Consider the following 15,396-nt stretch of genomic DNA (forward strand, 5'->3'; position numbering starts at 1 on the left):
GCCCTCAATTCAATGTCGCAGAGCGCAGCTGGTTTGCTTCCGACGGGCTGATCGCTGCTCCCCGATTGCCCCACGAGGTGCGGACATAAGTGACTACCGCCGCCACCTCGTTGTCTGACAAAGTGCCGGCAAACGGAGGCATGCCATACGGCATCGGATTGCCGGCGGTGCCGGGAGGATAACCGCCATTCAGTACCATCCGGATCGCGTTCACCGCCGACTGCATCTGGATGGACTGGTTGCCGGCCAATGGCGGGTAATGTGGCGGAGCCCCTTCGCCTCGCGCGCCGTGGCAGCTTGCGCATCGTTGATCGTACACCGTTTTGCCAAGGCTTATCAGCAGGCTTCCTTCGCTCGGCGGCACGGAAGGTTTAGCGACATCGGGGGCGCTGTCCTGAGCGATGCTCTTCAAGTAGACGGCCATTGCGCGCGTGTCTTCGTCGCTGAGATACTGGAGGCTGTTGTAAACGACTTCGGCCATCGGCCCGTAGACCGCGCCCCTGTTCGAGACCCCGGTGCGCAGCAGATCGGAAATGTCCTTGATGCTCCAGTCGCCGAGCCCCGCTTCCTTGTTCGAGGTGAGGGATGGGGCATACCAGTTCTGCATCGGGATAAGACCGCCCTTGAAGGCGTCGGACTGAGAGTTGCCTCCAAGGGCGTTGATCGGCGTATGGCACATGCCGCAGTGCCCGAGCCCCTCGACGAGGTAGGCGCCGCGATTCCACTCCTGCGACTTGCTTGGATCGGGCTGATATTCGCCTTCGGTAAAGAACAAGGTACGCCAGCCAAGGATTAGTGATCGGTTGTTGTATGGAAAACTGAGGTCATGGGGCCGGTTTCGCTGTTTCACCGCTTCGACAGACTTGAGATAGGCGTAAATCGCGTCGCTGTCTTCCCGGGTCACCTTGGTGTAGGAGGCGAACGGCATTGCCGGATAGATCAATCCCCCATCCCGTGAACGCCCGGTATGCATCATCCTGTAAAACTCGTCGGCCGTCCATTGGCCGATACCGGTCTCAGGATCCGGTGTGATGTTGGAAGTGTAGAGTGTGCCGAAGGGGGTGAGCATGGCGCGGCCGCCTGAAAACAACTTGCCTTCGGGCGCCGTATGGCAGGCGATGCAATCTCCGGCACGTGCCAGATACTCGCCTTTGAGAATAGTGGCCGCCGGGTTTGTCAATGTCCGTTCTTGCGCCCAGGCGGCGTCGTCCAGCTTGAGGGCGGCAAACGAAACCGCGCCTGAAAACGCCAGGAGGCCGACGAGAACTTTGGGCTTCAGCATAGCGTCCTCTCAGTTCGGCTGGCTTCCACAATCGAAGGGCAATGTGAAGGTGCCTTTCGGGGCTGGCGCGGCATTCGGCGGGGCCGGCAGGGAAGACAGCCACGCCGCCACGGATCTCACATCATCTTCCGTAAGGTGCCCTGCCACGACTTGCATGCAATCAGGAGCAGTCGCCGTCCGGGTCCCGTAGCGCCAGGCGCCGAGCTGAGCGCTTACATAGGCTGGGCGCAGACCAAGAAGGCCGGGAATTGCAGGCTCCATGCCCGTAAGCGAAGGGCCGTGACAGCTCGCGCACGCAGGTATGGAGCGCGCTGAGTCACCATGTGTCACCAGTTCCTTGCCATGCATCAAAGCGTCTTGCGAGACGTCGGGGGGCGCGGCAACAGGCAAGGCCGGCCGTTGGTCGGCAAAATAGTCCGCCATCTTCTTGAGATAGGACTGCGGCAGGAATTCGAGCAAGTAGTTCATCGGCGGATAATGGCGCCGTCCCGCTCTGAACGCGAGCAACTGATTATAGAGATATCCGGATGGCTTGCCCGCCAGTCGCGGGAAATAGACGTCGCTGGTGCCCTTGCCTTTGTCGCCATGACAAATGGTGCAGGCCTGCACGCGAGCTTCCATTGTGTCTGGAGCGTTGTTTGGCGGATTGTCTTGCGAAAGTGCGGAGACGGAGGTGAGCAACAGAGACGCAACAACAGCGAGCGGAATTGGGTTGCTCATACCTAAGCTCCATCGGCCTGGCTGAGACCATAACCAAGACAGCAAGGATATGGAACCCCCGCAGCGGCAACTCGCTTGTTTTCACAGACATGAGCTGATGGGCCACGGAAATTGCCGCAAACGGGTCGAGGAGCGCGTTGGAGAGGACGAGACGAAGCAGATGGAGCTTGAGCCGGAAAGGTAGCCTGAACCGCAGTGTTTGGCAGAAACGCGGGGTCGGAAACGGGCGGGGCAGCTTGGGGTTTCTCCAGGCGATTTCTGGGGCATCGACGCGTATTGTCAGCCAGACCGAAGGATCCTAGCTCATACTAACCCGCTTGAACCGGCAACTCCATGCGGAACCATTCTGCGCCGTACAGGTTGCTTTTGCAGAGTGTTCGATTCCCCGAGGATGCAGCCGCTTGAGGCCCGTTGTCCGTCCCTCCGGCAGCGGGCCTTCCTTGCTCAGTCAGCCCCCTAATGGGGCACCTCGGAATTTCCCCTCCTCGATAGCAGCCAGCTTGAAGCACTCTCGAGCCTTCCTGAGGTGTCGCTTGGCCAGCCAGAGCGGCCCAGCAAGCGCGCACCGCTTGTTTCCACTTAGGGCCACGCTTACTCCACTGAAGGAGATGCTCGGCGGCAGCCTCTACGCTGCTGACCATGTACGTCATGCCTGACGGGTTGCCGCTGACGGGACCGGTGGGGTGAACCAGTGGGTGGCCATCAAGGTGGCCATCAGCTGACGCTCCGATAGGAGAGCCTGCGTTTGAGTTCAGAGGCGTTCAGGAGCATCACGAGGTCCGTCGCGTAAGGTGACCTCAAGGCCGACCGCTGGGTGACCCTCGGGTTCAGCGGGTTTCCCGGTCTTTTGGTCGACCACCGTCCACCCCTTGGGGTCTCTTTTCCGTTCGTACCTTGGGGCCATGAGACCATTCGCTGTATTTCCGTCTCAGTTCTTCGAGCAGGGACCGATGCTCCTGGGGGAGATCGTGGTCTATCCGCAGCCCCAGCAACTGGCGAAGGTGGCGGCGGAACGCCTCTGTCTTGATCCACCGGCGAACAAGGTGGGCTATGGCCTGCTGCCGGGCTTTGTCGAGTTCTGCCATGGTCGGTCTGCACGAGTAGTTCAGCACCGAACTCCGGGTGCCCTGGATGGTTCCCAAGGCCAGAAAGCGCCCGAGAGCCCTGAGCTTCGTCATTCAGGCTAAACTGACGCCGGCAGGGACAACTACTTGCTGATGATCCAATCCACCAAGCCAACTTCGACCGGCACGCACCCGACGTATTCGAGTACCAGGCTCTTAGCCAGATCGCGCCATTGACACTCGGGCGCGTTCGTTCCCGAGACCAAATCTCGGAACACAGCGCGGAGAATATCGGCATCGAACGCTGAGATGGTAAGGGGAGCCGGGTCTGCATCTTCCCAAGGTCGGACGGTGTCATCGTTCTGGGACTGGTGAAGCCGTCTCAGAAGGTCGTGTGATGCCGTGGTTACGCTTCGGGTATGATTAATATCGCGCCGAAATGCGGCTCTTTCAGCAAAGGAGCGATGCCGCAGCAGGAAGGTGGCTTCGATGGCCGCGCGCGATGTCTGTATGCGCTGCAAGCATGGGGCTTCCTCCCCCTCGAAAGGATTTATTTACTCCCTGTTGAACGGACCCCACAAAGCAAATCAACACCCGAACCAAAGCGGCCGGGAATGTTTGAGCGCGAAGGATCAATCAAGCGTTGCCAAGCGTTCGCTTGCGATCAACCGCGTTCAAGACGGCCACCAAATCCTCGGCAAATTTCGGGACGCTTATGTGGTTCCTTACTCATGGAGGTCGAAGAGGACGAGCTTTTCACCTATTGACGCAAGGTGAACCACCCTCGTTCATCGGCGGAAGGATCGTTCCGAGTTTCACGCGCAACTGGCTCGTCCGCCAAGACACGACCGGCTGCCGACACAATTTGCCCAACTCGACATCGTGGCAATAGTCATCTCGGCCGTCGCGCTGGGCACGTGGTCGACCGCTCATGACGACAGCGCCTCAGGACTGTTTATGGCCGTGGCCGCTATCCGCCAGGCGTGGCGACCGTGGGCTGCGCTGGTCCTCCATCTTGCATGGGCCTCGTGCCGGTTGAAGTTGCCTTCATTTCGGCGCCGATCTTCTTTCCTGCCATGGTGCCGACCGCTGCCGGGCTATGCGCGCTCGGAACGGGTGCGGTGGGCGCTTTGACACCTGCTCTGATGACCAGCGCTCGGGCACACTGGGCGAGAGTTCAAAGCTGGAAATGGCGCCTTTGTTCATCTTCGTAGCCGTCCTTCTTGCGGGATCACTGGGAATTCTGATCGCCTTCGTCCCCAACTGGAGCGGCGGGTGCTGGCCGGATGGCGGCTTTTGCCGGCTTTATCCTGATCTATCGAACAGCATAGATGAGGCCAAAGACACCGTGAGCCCGGAGCAGCAATCGACCGACGAAACCAGAACGCAGCACTTGCTCCTGACTGTCAGGTAATGCCGAGATAGCTAAGGAAACGGTTGGCCCATCCACGATGCCCTCGCACCAGTCTGAATCCCAGATTGTCGGGGGGCAAGCCGACGGCGCAGCCTCCGCTTTTTCCGTCACTTACGAAATTCGACATATAGGCTCTGTGAAGGCCTTCAAGGACATGGACGCCACAATTGTCGACCGCGCTCACAACCCCGCTTCCGTCTTCGGCCAGCGTCGTGCGGACATAACAGGTCGAAGTCCACTCCCACACGTTGCCGGAAAAGTCGGCCAAGCCACGCGAATTCACACCAAAGGAACCCCGGCTCCTGGGCAACGGGTCCGGTTTGCGATTGAGGTCAAGCTCTGCCTGGTAGCTGGTGAGCCAACGCCTGGCAGGGTTGTTGGCATCGTTTTCGACACCTTCGAATTCGCCTGCAAACCGCTCAGCTGCCGCAAATGCCCATTCCTCGTCGGTGGGCAGCCGCCATTGGTCACCTGTTGCTTCTGAATACCACCGGGCGTAGGCAACGGCGTCGAGATAGCTCACTGTCGTTGCGGGTGCGTCATGCGGGATTGAGCGGGTCTCCTCCGCCGGCCGACAGGCCCCAGCCGACACGCAATCCGTATAGTCGGCTGCGCTGACCTGATAAGTCATGATCTCAAGCGGACCGTTGAGTTGCTGCTCGACCTTGGGATTGGTTTGCGGTCGTCCGTTCTTCAGGAACTCGCCGGGCATCGGATAGGTGATCGAACCGGGGAACAGGCTAACCGTTGTGGCAATGGCGTGGGGCTGTCGCTGGCCATCGGCGGCCTGTATCGAGAGTCCTACCGCTACCGCTGCGGCCACCACGGCCATTGGCACGAGCTTCAGGATGAAAGCCGACATAGTTCTTGTCCAAGCCCGGACAGGATCACTGTCCGGGCAAATGCGAGGGCCGTTCAGTTCATGGCGACGGGTTTGGGCGCTTCCACCTGCGTCATGAGGTCGTCGTTCCAATCGCCCTCGACCTTGAAGTGAGCGGTCGCTCCGAGCTCCACGGCCTCGATCAGATTGTGATTGACGTAGGCGTAGACGCCCGGCTGCAGGAAGGTGTAGAGCGCCGAGCCCGCGGAACCACCACGAATGAACCAGGTTTCCAGATCCTTGGCCGGCGGGTTGGCGAATTTACCCTGTTCCCAGACGTAATCGCCATGGCCGCCGATCAGATGCGGCCGCGTATCGCGGTTGGCCTGTGAGTGGACGATCAGCACGGTTTCGCCGACCTTCGACTTCATGGCGTTGTCGCCGGTGAGCGATCCGACCTTGCCGTTGAACACCACATGCGTGGGAATGAGCCCGCGCATCACCTTGACGGTGTCATCGTAGGCGTCGCCGGCGGATTCGTAGCTCTTGAAGTTGCCCTTCTCGTCGCGCGGGATATAGAAGTCACTCTCGCCCACGTAGAAGATCTTGTCGTACTTGACCGGTTCGCCCTTGTCGTTCCTCAAGCCGTCGCGCGGCAGCACCATGACCGCGCCGTTCATCCCAGACACGACATGCCAGGGGATCATCGCGCCGCCAGGGGCGCAGTGATAGATAAACGTTCCCGTCCGCGTCGCCTTGAAGCGCAGGGTCACCTGTTCGCCGGGGTTGATCAGCGTGAGCTCGCCGCCACCCAGAGCGCCGGTTGCGGCGTGGAAGTCGATGTTGTGGGCAAGCGAATTGGTTTCAGGATTGATGAGCGTCAGCTCGAGGTAGTCGTCCTGGTGCACGACCATCAGCGGGCCGGGGATCGAGCCGTTGTAGGTCATCGCGTTGAGCTTTGTGCCGTCGGCATCAATGACGATCGGCTTTTCTTCGATTGTCATGGTGAACTCGACGATCTTCGGTCCGCCCTTGGCAATCTGGTCATGCGAATGCACAAAAGGCGGCGCAACGAGCATGATCTTTTCGCGGGGCAGCCCCCGCACCTCTGCCTTTGTAACCGTTGCCGACAATGCGGGCAGCGCCGCAACGGCGGCAGCGCCAAACGCTGCTCCGAAGAGGGCTTCGCGTCGCGTAATCATGTCAATCTCCTGTCTCTCGACCATTGTGGATGAGGAGAAACTACCTGACCTGACCTAGCGTTTCTTTGCGTTGGCGCAAATTGGTGATGTTAATCGCGGAAACAACAGCTCGGAACGCAGCGATCTTATGTGTCACTATTTGAAGTGGAGAATTTTGGCGTCGCCGTTTTCTGCAAGGATGCGCCGTCACGGGCCACTTCTTGAATATCAGCGGCCGCTTTTATCTTCCGTATCGATCAGAATCCGTTCGGCGGCTCCGTCGAGATCTTCGTACTGGCCAGTTTTCAAAGCCCACAGGAAGCCCCCCAGGCCAAGCGCTCCAAGAAACAGCGCGACAGGTATGAGGTAGGTCAGTGTGGTCATTACGGTCCGACCCGTTCGTTGGAGTTGGACAGCCTATCGTGGCGAATATCGCTGGCCGGTGAGATTGGTTTCGACGATCGCAGTCGCAGCGCATTGCCGATGACAAGCAGCGATGAGGCGGACATGGCGATCGCCGCTATCAAGGGCGTAACGTGGCCAAGGATGGCGATCGGTACCGCGACCGCATTATAGACGATCGCGATGGCGATGTTTTGCCGGATCAGGCTTCCTGCCTTCCGCGAGATGTCCAGCGCGAGAGGCACGGCCAGAAGACTTTCGCGCAGGAAAACGAAATCCGCTGCATTCCGGCCGATATCGGCGGCGCTGGCCGGTGCGATCGAGACATGGGCCGCGCTCAGCGCCGGCGTATCGTTGAGCCCGTCGCCAACCATCAGAACCTTGTGCCCATCTCTCGCCAGACTCTCGATGCGTTCGACCTTGCCGGACGGCAGCAGGCAGGGAACGAAGTTATCGACACCCAGCACGTCCGCAACCTCGGCGCAGGCTTTAGCGGTATCGCCCGACAGCATTTCCACCGATACCCCGGCATCGTCCAACCGTTGGACGGCCGCTCTGGCGTGGGCGCGCAGCGCATCCTCGAAAACGAAGGATGCGGCAATCATGCCATTTTTCGTCAGCACCGTTCCGCCGTAGCCGTATTTGCCTTCGCCGCCAGTGCGAGCCTTCCAGCCGGCCCATCCGCGTCGACCCAAACGCCAGATGGTTCCGGCGTCGGTGGCTTCGATCCCGAAACCTGGTTGCTCGGTCACCGCATCGAATTTGTGCTGCCGGCTCGAAATGGCAAAGCCGGCTATGGCCTTTGAAAATGGATGACGGGAATGTGCGGCCAAGTCGGCTGCGATCGCCAGCATGCCTGGATCGATCGACGAAGCGTTGACCAGCCGGGGCCGGCCAAGGGTCAACGTGCCGGTCTTGTCGAACACCGTCGTGTCGATTGTCGCCAGGCGTTCCATGGCCGAACCATCCTTGACCATGATGCCGTTCTCGAACAGGCGTCGTGCTGCGACCACCTGAACGATCGGCACGGCGAGGCCGAGCGCGCATGGACATGTGATGATGAGAACCGCGATGGCGATCGTCACGGCCCGGTGCCAGTCGCCGGTCCCCGCCATCCAGCCCAGGAATGTCAAGAAGGCGGTGAGATGAACCACCGGGGCGTAGAGCGCCGAGACGCGATCGGCGACGCGGCGATAGCGCGCGCGACCGCCCTCGGCGGCCTCCATCAGCCGGACCATTTCCGCCAGGAACGAATCCTTTGCGGCGGCTGTCGCCTGAATCATCAGCGGGCCGGTAAGATTGAGCACGCCGGCCTGTACTGCTTCGCCCGGCGCCACGTTTTTCGGCGTGCTTTCGCCCGAGGCCAGCGAGCAGTCGAAATCCGACGTTCCCTGGATGATCTTGCCGTCGACGGGGATCCTCTCGCCGGCTGCGATCAACAATCGCATGCCTGGTTCGATCTCGCCGACCGGCAAATAGTCGCGCGCGCCGTCGCCGCGCAGCACCATGGCGCCACGCGCGGCCAGCTGAGACAGGCCTTTCACGGCAGTCCGGGCACGCTCCCGCATCACATGATCCAGCGTGCGTCCGATCAAAAGGAAGAACAGCAGCGATACCGACGCGTCGAAATAGGCGTGGTCGCCATGATTGACCGTCTCATAGAGGCTCATGGCGTAGGCGAGCGAAACACCGACCGCGATGGGCACGTCCATGTTCATGCGACCATGGCGCAGAGCATTCCAGGCCGAACGGAAGAAGATGCCGCCGGCAAAGGCGAGGGCAGGAATGGCGATCAACGCCGAGACCCAGTGAAACAGGTCGCGGGTAGCACCTTCGGCGCCGGACCAGACCGAAACCGAAAGCAGCATGATGTTGCCCGCCGCAAAGCCGGCAACAGCGACTGCGCGGATCAGTTCGGCAAGCGTCTTGTCCTTGTCGTCGATCTCGGGTGCGAACAGATGCGCCTCGTAGCCCAGCCTGCCAAGCGCGGCGACGAAGGGTGGCACCTCGTCTCCACGCCACCGGACCGCGACCCGTTTCGTCGACAGGTTGACGCGCGCGCTTTCGACGTGATCGAGCCTTCCAAGTGCCGCTTCGATCGTCTGGATGCAGGCGGCGCAATGAACCGTCGGCACTGAAAGGTCGGTCTGCCGAAGATCGTCGCCAAGCGATCGGCTCGCCAACCTGATCTCCTGGCTGGATGGCAGGACCGATGTGGCGCCGTTCAGATCTAGCGCCATTTCAGCGCCCGGTGCACAGCAGCTCACTGCAGCCTCCATGAGAAATCATGATCCTGCGGACGTCGCGATAGGGTCGTGCCTGGCCGGCATCGGCGTCGACTTCGACGATCCAGACACCGTCCTTCGGCATATGCTGCGCTGCGAATTCCTGGCCGGAGGCAAGCGCGAGCGTGACGGACTCGTCCTCTTTCTCGTAGGCGGGATGACGAAACAGCACCTTGACGCCGTGCAGAGGAACCGGCTTGCCGGCTGCGTCGGAGAGGCCGTAGCGGACTTCGCCCCATGCGATGGTCAGCTTGCCGGTCCAACCGAGCGCTGCTTGGGCGCGGCCGGCCTCGGCCTCCTTGTTGAATTGCTGGCTGGCCACATAGGTGTTTTCGACGACGAGGCCGGTCCAACTCGTATTGGCGAGCGTGGCCATGGTCAGGTTGACCGCGATGACCACCCCGAAAAAGGTGAGAATGATGGCCAGCATGTGCCTGCCGGTGAATTCGCGAGGCTTTTGGGCATTGGCGGTCATTTGGCGGCCTCTGGCGCGTTGAATGTGGCGGTGTACTCGTTCGACTCGAAGCTCGCCTTGTCCTCGACACGGAGCTTGAAGGTCTGGGCCGGGGCGTGGATCTGGTCCGCCGGCTGGCGAACGAAGACCTTCAACGTTTTCAGGCGGTCGGGTTCGACCGGGACGGCGAAAGACCGGCCGGCCGGGATGTCGTCGCCGACGACGACCATGTCGGCACCCTCCAGGCCCTGCATGGTGACGGCGATGGTCCTTGGCTCAGGGATCATGTTGAGCAGCTTGACGGTATAGCCGTTGCGGATGGAACCATCGGATAGCGTGACGAATTGCGGATTGCGGTCATGCAGCACGTTCAGCTCAAGCCGATTGCGCGTCAGCAGCGAATAGAGCAGGCCCAGCCCGATCAGCGACCACAGGCCCATGTAGACGTAGGTGCGCGGCCGGAAGATCTTGCGAATGTGAAAATGCGCCACCTGATCGGAGAAGGTGCCGACGGCAGTCCTGACCAGCGACGGATTGATTGAACTGGAGCCGCCTGCGGTCGCCAGCATCATGTTGGCGTTGTAGTCGGAGAGCGTCGCGTAGGAGATCAGCCCGCGCTCCTTGCCGAGCTTGTCCATGACGCCGTCACAGGCGTCGATACACAGCGCGCAGGTAATGCATTCGAGCTGCTGGCCGTCGCGAATGTCGATCCCCATTGGGCATACCGCAACGCAGGCATTGCAGTCGACGCAGTCGCCGACGGACTGCCCTGCGGCTTGCACCTTCTTGGCGTGACGCGAGCGCGGTTCGCCGCGCCAGTCATTGTAGGTGACGGTGAGCGAATTCTCGTCGAGCATGGCTGCCTGGATGCGCGGCCATGGGCACATATAGGTGCAGACCTGTTCGCGCATCAGGCCGCCGAACGTGTAGGTGGTCGCCGTCAACACGGCGATGGTGATGTAGGCGACAGGCGCGGCGGTACCGGTGAAAAGCTCGCCCACAAGTGTCGGTGCATCAGCGAAATAGAAAATCCAGGCGCCGCCGGTCGCCGCACCGATGACCAGCCAGACGGCGTGCTTCGATACGCGCAGCATCAGCTTGCGGGCGGTCCAGGGACCATCGTCAAGTTTCATGCGGGCGTTGCGGTCCCCCTCGATCGCACGTTCGATGACAAGGAACAGATCGACCCATACGGTCTGCGGACATGCATAGCCGCACCAGGCACGGCCGACAGTCGAGGTAATCAGGAAAAGTCCAACGCCGGCCATGACAAGAAGGCCGGCCACATAGTAGAATTCCTGGGGCCATATCTCGACAAAGAAAAAGTAAAAGCGCCGATTGGCGAGATCGAGCAGCACGGCCTGGTCCGGGGCAAATGGACCGCGGTCCCAACGCAGCCACGGCGTCAGGTAGTAGATGCCAAGCGTGATCGCCATCACCAGCCATTTGAAGCGGCGAAAGTTGCCTGAGGCGCGCTTTGGGAAAATTTTCTTGCGCGCAGCGTAAAGGGGCTGACGGGTCTTGGCGGAATTGACCGCCTCGGCTTCCAGCCGTTCTATCTGCGTCTTGTCCAGCACGAGTATCTCCACTTGCGCGCAGACCGTGACTTTGAGTGCGCTGGACAACCTTGCCGCGGCATGGACAGACCCGCGTTGATGCAGGTCAATCGAGGAATGCCGAAAAAATTGAGGCCCGGACTGGCCGGGCCGCGTCGCTCAGGCGGCGAAGGGCAGGAAAGAGGGCCCCCGACCTATTCCCCGCCGCCGAGCGAATGGATGTAGACCGCCAACTCCTTGACCTTGGTCTCGCCGAGACGCGCGCCCCACGCTGGCATCACGCCCTGCTTCGGTGCGCGAACCTGGTCGGCGATTGCCGTTTCGCCCGACCCGTAGAGCCAGATCGCGTCGGTCAGGTCGGGCGCGCCGAGCTCCCTGTTGCCTTTCGCATTGTCGCCGTGACAAGCGACGCAGTTTTCGGCGAAGACCTTGGCGCCGAGTTGAATAAGAGTTGCATCGCGGACCTTGCCGGACAGGCTGGCGACGTAGGCGCTGACCTGGGAGATCTGGTCGGCGGTGATGATGTCGCCGAAGGCCGGCATTTCCGACAGGCGCGTGTCCGGATCTGAAGCGAAGCGGATGCCGTGCGTGATCGTCTGCTGGATCTGCTCGGCCTTGCCGCCCCACAGCCAGTCGTCGTCGTTGAGGTTGGGAAAGCCCTTGGAACCCTGGGCGCCGGAGCCGTGGCACTGCGTGCAGTTAACCTTGAATGCGGCGCCGCCGGCCGCGACCGCGAATTCCCGCAAGACATCGTCCGCGGCGATTTCGGAGATGCTTTTCGACTCCACCGCCGCGACGTACTTGCCCTTCGCTGCTTCCGCCGCCGCCAGCTCGTTCTTGACGTCATTGCGGCTCGAATAGCCGAGAACACCCGTTGTCGCCGAGTGCAGCAGCGGCCATGCCGGATAGGCGATGGTGTAGCCGATCGCCCACACGATGGTGACGTAGAACGTTGTGACCCACCAGCGCGGAAGCGGGTTGTTCAGCTCCCTGATGCCGTCCCATTCGTGACCGGTGGTTGAGACGCCAGAGATTTCATCGATGTGCTCGTCGCTCATGATCACTCGTCCTCAAGGGGAATCCGGGCAGCTTCGTCGGCCAGCTTGCGGCTGCCAGGGCGCAGGGCAAAGACAATTGCTCCGACAAAGAAGAGTGCCATGGCGACCAGACCCCAGCTGTCAGCAAACTCCCGCATCAAATTGTAATCCATGGATAAACTCCTCAACGGTAGCCGGCGGCTTCGTCGTAGTTCTTGAAGTCGACCAAGGTCCCGAGCATCTGGAGATAGGCAACCAGGGCATCCATTTCGGTCACCTCCTGCGGATTGCCGTCGAGGTCACCGACCTTGGCTTTGGGATAGCGCTTCTCGAGGCCGGACGTGTCGGCATTCGGGTCGGCCTGCGCCTTCAAATCGGCATTGGCGTTGGCGATCATGTCGTCCGAGTAAGGGACACCAACGCGCGCGTTCGCAACCAGGTGCGTCGAGAAGTTCTTCACCTCGATCTGCGCGTCCTTCAGGAAGGCATAGCTCGGCATGACCGATTCCGGGACGACCGAGCGGGGGTCGGCAAGGTGCGCGACGTGCCAGGCATTCGAATAGCGGTCACCGACGCGGGCGAGATCCGGCCCGGTGCGTTTGGATCCCCACTGGAAGGGGTGGTCGTACATCGACTCCGCAGCCAGGCTGTAGTGGCCGTAGCGCTCGACTTCGTCGCGGAACGGCCTGATCATCTGGCTGTGGCAGAGGTAGCAGCCTTCGCGCACATAGATGTTGCGCCCGACAAGTTCGAGCGGCGAGTAGGGGCGCATGCCTTCCACCTTCTCGATCGTGTTGTCGAGATAGAAGAGCGGTGCGATTTCAACGATGCCGCCGATTGTCACAACAAGAAGGGAGCCCACAAGAAGAAGCGTGGCGTTCTTCTCGATTAGTGCATGTCTATCCATCAAGCCCATGTTCTGGCTCCTTATTCGGCAGGCTGAAGGGCGGGAACGGAGCCAGGCATCGGTTGCTCCTCGCGCTGGTGGCCGAGGATGGTCATGGCGATGTTCCAGGCCATGACCAGGGCGCCCGAGAGGTACATGGCGCCACCGATGGCGCGCATGACGTAGTAGGGGTGCATGGCTGCGACCGTTTCGGCGAAGGAGTAGACCAGGAAGCCCTGCTCGTCGTATTCGCGCCACATCAGGCCCTGCATGATGCCGGACACCCACATGACCGCGGCGTAGACGACGATCCCCAGGGTCGCCAGCCAGAAGTGCCAGGTAACCAGCCGCAGTGAATAGAGCCGGTTACGGTTCCAGAGCTTCGGCACCATGTAGTAGATCGCGCCGAACGAGATCATGCCGACCCAGCCGAGCGCACCGGAGTGCACGTGACCAATGGTCCAGTCGGTATAATGCGATAGCGAGTTGACCGCCTTGATCGACATCATCGGGCCTTCGAAGGTCGACATGCCGTAGAAGGCGATGGCCATCACCATCATACGGATGATCGGGTCGGTGCGCAGCTTGTCCCAGGCGCCGGACAGCGTCATCAGACCATTGATCATGCCGCCCCAGGACGGCATCCACAGCATGATCGAGAACACCATGCCGAGCGTCTGCGCCCAGTCGGGCAGGGCGGTGTAGTGCAGGTGATGCGGCCCGGCCCAGATGTAGAGAAAGATGATCGCCCAGAAATGGATGATCGAAAGCCGGTAGGAATAGACTGGCCGGTTCGCCTGCTTGGGCACGAAATAATACATCATGCCGAGGAAGCCGGCGGTGAGAAAGAAGCCGACCGCGTTGTGGCCGTACCACCATTGCGTCAGCGCATCCTGGACCCCCGAAAAGGCGGAGTAACTCTTGGAACCGAGCAAAGAGGCCGGCATCGAAAGGTTGTTGACCACATGCAGCATCGCGATGGTCACGATGAAGGACAGGTAGAACCAGTTGGCGACGTAGATGTGCGGTTCCTTACGCTTCAGGATCGTGCCAAGGAACAGGATGAGGTAAGCGACCCAGACGATAGTCAGCCAGATGTCCACGTACCATTCGGGTTCGGCGTATTCGCGGCTCTCGGTGATGCCGAGCAAGTAGCCTGTCGCGGCCATTACGATGAAAAGCTGGTAGCCCCAAAAGACGAACCATGCGAGATCGCCGCCAAACAGGCGGGCGCGGCAAGTGCGTTGCACGACGTACAATGAGGTGCACAGCAGCGCATTACCGCCGAAGGCGAAGACGACCCCGGAAGTGTGCAGCGGCCGCAAGCGGCCGAAATTGAACCAAGGCTGAATGTTGAGATCGGGGTAGGCCAGCTGCAGCGCGATAACCACGCCGACCAGCATGCCAACCACGCCCCAGAACATTGTGGCGATGGCCCCGTAGCGGATCGGACCGTCCATGTAGGCGGAAGGGTCGATCGGTGCGGTCACTTCGAAGCTTGAGTTGCGAATGAGGATGGCGACAAAACCGAGCAGCACGAAGAACAGCACCCACATGTGCTGCCGGAATGGCTGGTCCACGCCGAAGCCGGCGGCCACCAAAGCCGCGAATGTAAAAAGGCTCAACGCGAAGATTTGTGTGCCGAACTTCATGACATATCCCCGACCTCGGATTCCCTGCGCGGGCGCCAATCCGCGGCAACACCAATTCCGCAGCCGGCACGTCGCCGCCTTGATCCATGTCAAAGTCATTTGCATTTGGAGTGGGCAGGCTTGGTCCTGCGAACGATCAGGAGATTGCCGTTGAACTCGCAGACAGCAGGGGGACCATTTCCGCCGCATGCAGCCGGCAAAAATTCGATACCGACAGCGTTTGCTGCGGTGATGAAACGTGCACACCTAGAAAAACTGCAGCTCTGCGACGTCTTGGAAAGGATCGCGGACACGTTGCCCAAGGTCGACACGTTGGCGTGCCTGAGCGTAGCCAACGCAATCGTTCCGCTGTTGCGCGACAGTCATCGATACGAAGAGACGGTCATCTTTCCCGCCTACGAGGCCGCGTTGGCCAGCAGTGATGCCGACCTTGGTTCAGCAAGGCGATTGAGCGCCGAGCATATCGAGGACGAGTGCTTTGCCGGTGAGGTGACCGAAATGTTGCTGGCGATCGGCCACGGCAAGACGATCGACAACGCCGAGGCGGTTGGGTTCATGCTGCGCGGTTTCTTCGAAAGCCTGCGCCGGCATATCGCCTTCGAGCGCGAGCATGTCCTGCCGATGATCGGGTTTGTCGATTGAG

16 protein-coding genes are annotated in these 15,396 nt (G+C 60.8%); 1 reads left to right on the plus strand and 15 read right to left on the minus strand.

What is annotated here, in order from left to right; all coding sequences use genetic code 11:
• Positions 1 to 4: 4 nt before the first annotated feature.
• The 15 genes from FJ946_RS20120 to ccoN form a co-directional block, all read right to left on the minus strand.
• A complete protein-coding gene (locus tag FJ946_RS20120; RefSeq protein WP_140522822.1) occupies positions 5 to 1,282 on the minus strand; it encodes a cytochrome c in 1,278 nt (425 codons plus the stop codon).
• Between the two features lie 9 nt (positions 1,283 to 1,291).
• The gene (locus FJ946_RS20125) at positions 1,292 to 2,002 is read right to left on the minus strand and encodes a c-type cytochrome (protein ID WP_140522820.1); all 711 of its coding nucleotides are present in this window, start codon (positions 2,000 to 2,002) and stop codon (positions 1,292 to 1,294) included.
• Positions 2,003 to 2,310: 308 nt separating this feature from the next.
• A complete protein-coding gene (locus FJ946_RS20130; RefSeq protein WP_140522818.1) occupies positions 2,311 to 2,652 on the minus strand; it encodes a DUF982 domain-containing protein in 342 nt (113 codons plus the stop codon).
• A gap of 177 nt (positions 2,653 to 2,829) precedes the next feature.
• Positions 2,830 to 3,087: a hypothetical protein gene (locus FJ946_RS30815; protein ID WP_181165394.1), complete on the minus strand. Its 258-nt coding sequence runs from the start codon at positions 3,085 to 3,087 to the stop codon at positions 2,830 to 2,832.
• A 122-nt stretch (positions 3,088 to 3,209) separates the two neighbouring features.
• Positions 3,210 to 3,587 carry a hypothetical protein gene (locus FJ946_RS20145; RefSeq protein WP_140522814.1) on the minus strand — a complete coding sequence of 126 codons (378 nt, stop codon included), beginning with the start codon at positions 3,585 to 3,587 and terminating at the stop codon, positions 3,210 to 3,212.
• Positions 3,588 to 4,472: 885 nt separating this feature from the next.
• Positions 4,473 to 5,342 carry an SUMF1/EgtB/PvdO family nonheme iron enzyme gene (locus tag FJ946_RS20150; protein WP_140522812.1) on the minus strand — a complete coding sequence of 290 codons (870 nt, stop codon included), beginning with the start codon at positions 5,340 to 5,342 and terminating at the stop codon, positions 4,473 to 4,475.
• Between the two features lie 53 nt (positions 5,343 to 5,395).
• Positions 5,396 to 6,502: a copper-containing nitrite reductase gene (gene nirK, locus FJ946_RS20155; protein ID WP_140522810.1), complete on the minus strand. Its 1,107-nt coding sequence runs from the start codon at positions 6,500 to 6,502 to the stop codon at positions 5,396 to 5,398.
• Between the two features lie 207 nt (positions 6,503 to 6,709).
• Entirely contained in the window at positions 6,710 to 6,865 is a 156-nt protein-coding gene (gene ccoS, locus FJ946_RS20160) for a cbb3-type cytochrome oxidase assembly protein CcoS (RefSeq protein ID WP_140522808.1), read from the minus strand.
• Positions 6,865 to 9,150: a cation-translocating P-type ATPase gene (locus FJ946_RS20165; RefSeq protein ID WP_140522806.1), complete on the minus strand. Its 2,286-nt coding sequence runs from the start codon at positions 9,148 to 9,150 to the stop codon at positions 6,865 to 6,867. The genes ccoS and FJ946_RS20165 overlap by 1 nt, the downstream gene beginning before the upstream one ends.
• Entirely contained in the window at positions 9,125 to 9,643 is a 519-nt protein-coding gene (locus FJ946_RS20170) for a FixH family protein (protein ID WP_140522804.1), read from the minus strand. The genes FJ946_RS20165 and FJ946_RS20170 overlap by 26 nt, the downstream gene beginning before the upstream one ends.
• Positions 9,640 to 11,199, minus strand: coding sequence for a cytochrome c oxidase accessory protein CcoG (gene ccoG / locus FJ946_RS20175; RefSeq protein WP_140522802.1), 1,560 nt, complete (start codon positions 11,197 to 11,199; stop codon positions 9,640 to 9,642). The genes FJ946_RS20170 and ccoG overlap by 4 nt, the downstream gene beginning before the upstream one ends.
• Positions 11,200 to 11,372: 173 nt before the next feature.
• A complete protein-coding gene (gene ccoP / locus FJ946_RS20180; RefSeq protein WP_140522800.1) occupies positions 11,373 to 12,236 on the minus strand; it encodes a cytochrome-c oxidase, cbb3-type subunit III in 864 nt (287 codons plus the stop codon).
• 2 nt (positions 12,237 to 12,238) lie between these two features.
• On the minus strand, positions 12,239 to 12,388 hold the full coding sequence (locus FJ946_RS20185; protein WP_140522798.1) for a cbb3-type cytochrome c oxidase subunit 3: 150 nt from the start codon (positions 12,386 to 12,388) through the stop codon (positions 12,239 to 12,241).
• Positions 12,389 to 12,399: 11 nt separating this feature from the next.
• Positions 12,400 to 13,131 (minus strand): cytochrome-c oxidase, cbb3-type subunit II, encoded by a 732-nt coding sequence (gene ccoO, locus FJ946_RS20190; RefSeq protein WP_140522795.1) that lies wholly within the window; start codon positions 13,129 to 13,131, stop codon positions 12,400 to 12,402.
• An 11-nt stretch (positions 13,132 to 13,142) separates the two neighbouring features.
• Positions 13,143 to 14,753, minus strand: coding sequence for a cytochrome-c oxidase, cbb3-type subunit I (ccoN, locus tag FJ946_RS20195; RefSeq protein ID WP_140522793.1), 1,611 nt, complete (start codon positions 14,751 to 14,753; stop codon positions 13,143 to 13,145).
• Positions 14,754 to 14,858: 105 nt separating this feature from the next.
• On the opposite strand from ccoN, the gene FJ946_RS20200 reads away from it, so the two are divergent.
• Positions 14,859 to 15,395, plus strand: coding sequence for a hemerythrin domain-containing protein (locus FJ946_RS20200; protein WP_224680308.1), 537 nt, complete (start codon positions 14,859 to 14,861; stop codon positions 15,393 to 15,395).
• Position 15,396 lies beyond the last annotated feature (1 nt).

Origin of the sequence: Mesorhizobium sp. B2-4-7 (assembly GCF_006442685.1) — a bacterium.
GTDB lineage: Bacteria > Pseudomonadota > Alphaproteobacteria > Rhizobiales > Rhizobiaceae > Mesorhizobium.

What these genes read in the sequence shown, in the direction of transcription:
- ccoS (WP_140522808.1), bottom strand. Translation starts at nt 6,865, where the DNA reads ATGACCACACTGACCTACCTCATACCTGTCGCGCTGTTTCTTGGAGCG.
- FJ946_RS20185 (WP_140522798.1), bottom strand. Translation starts at nt 12,388, where the DNA reads ATGGATTACAATTTGATGCGGGAGTTTGCTGACAGCTGGGGTCTGGTC.
- FJ946_RS30815 (WP_181165394.1), bottom strand. Translation starts at nt 3,087, where the DNA reads ATGGCAGAACTCGACAAAGCCCGGCAGCAGGCCATAGCCCACCTTGTT.
- ccoN (WP_140522793.1), bottom strand. Translation starts at nt 14,753, where the DNA reads ATGAAGTTCGGCACACAAATCTTCGCGTTGAGCCTTTTTACATTCGCG.
- FJ946_RS20150 (WP_140522812.1), bottom strand. Translation starts at nt 5,342, where the DNA reads ATGTCGGCTTTCATCCTGAAGCTCGTGCCAATGGCCGTGGTGGCCGCA.
- ccoO (WP_140522795.1), bottom strand. Translation starts at nt 13,131, where the DNA reads ATGGGCTTGATGGATAGACATGCACTAATCGAGAAGAACGCCACGCTT.
- FJ946_RS20120 (WP_140522822.1), bottom strand. Translation starts at nt 1,282, where the DNA reads ATGCTGAAGCCCAAAGTTCTCGTCGGCCTCCTGGCGTTTTCAGGCGCG.
- ccoP (WP_140522800.1), bottom strand. Translation starts at nt 12,236, where the DNA reads ATGAGCGACGAGCACATCGATGAAATCTCTGGCGTCTCAACCACCGGT.
- FJ946_RS20130 (WP_140522818.1), bottom strand. Translation starts at nt 2,652, where the DNA reads ATGACGTACATGGTCAGCAGCGTAGAGGCTGCCGCCGAGCATCTCCTT.
- FJ946_RS20125 (WP_140522820.1), bottom strand. Translation starts at nt 2,002, where the DNA reads ATGAGCAACCCAATTCCGCTCGCTGTTGTTGCGTCTCTGTTGCTCACC.
- nirK (WP_140522810.1), bottom strand. Translation starts at nt 6,502, where the DNA reads ATGATTACGCGACGCGAAGCCCTCTTCGGAGCAGCGTTTGGCGCTGCC.
- FJ946_RS20170 (WP_140522804.1), bottom strand. Translation starts at nt 9,643, where the DNA reads ATGACCGCCAATGCCCAAAAGCCTCGCGAATTCACCGGCAGGCACATG.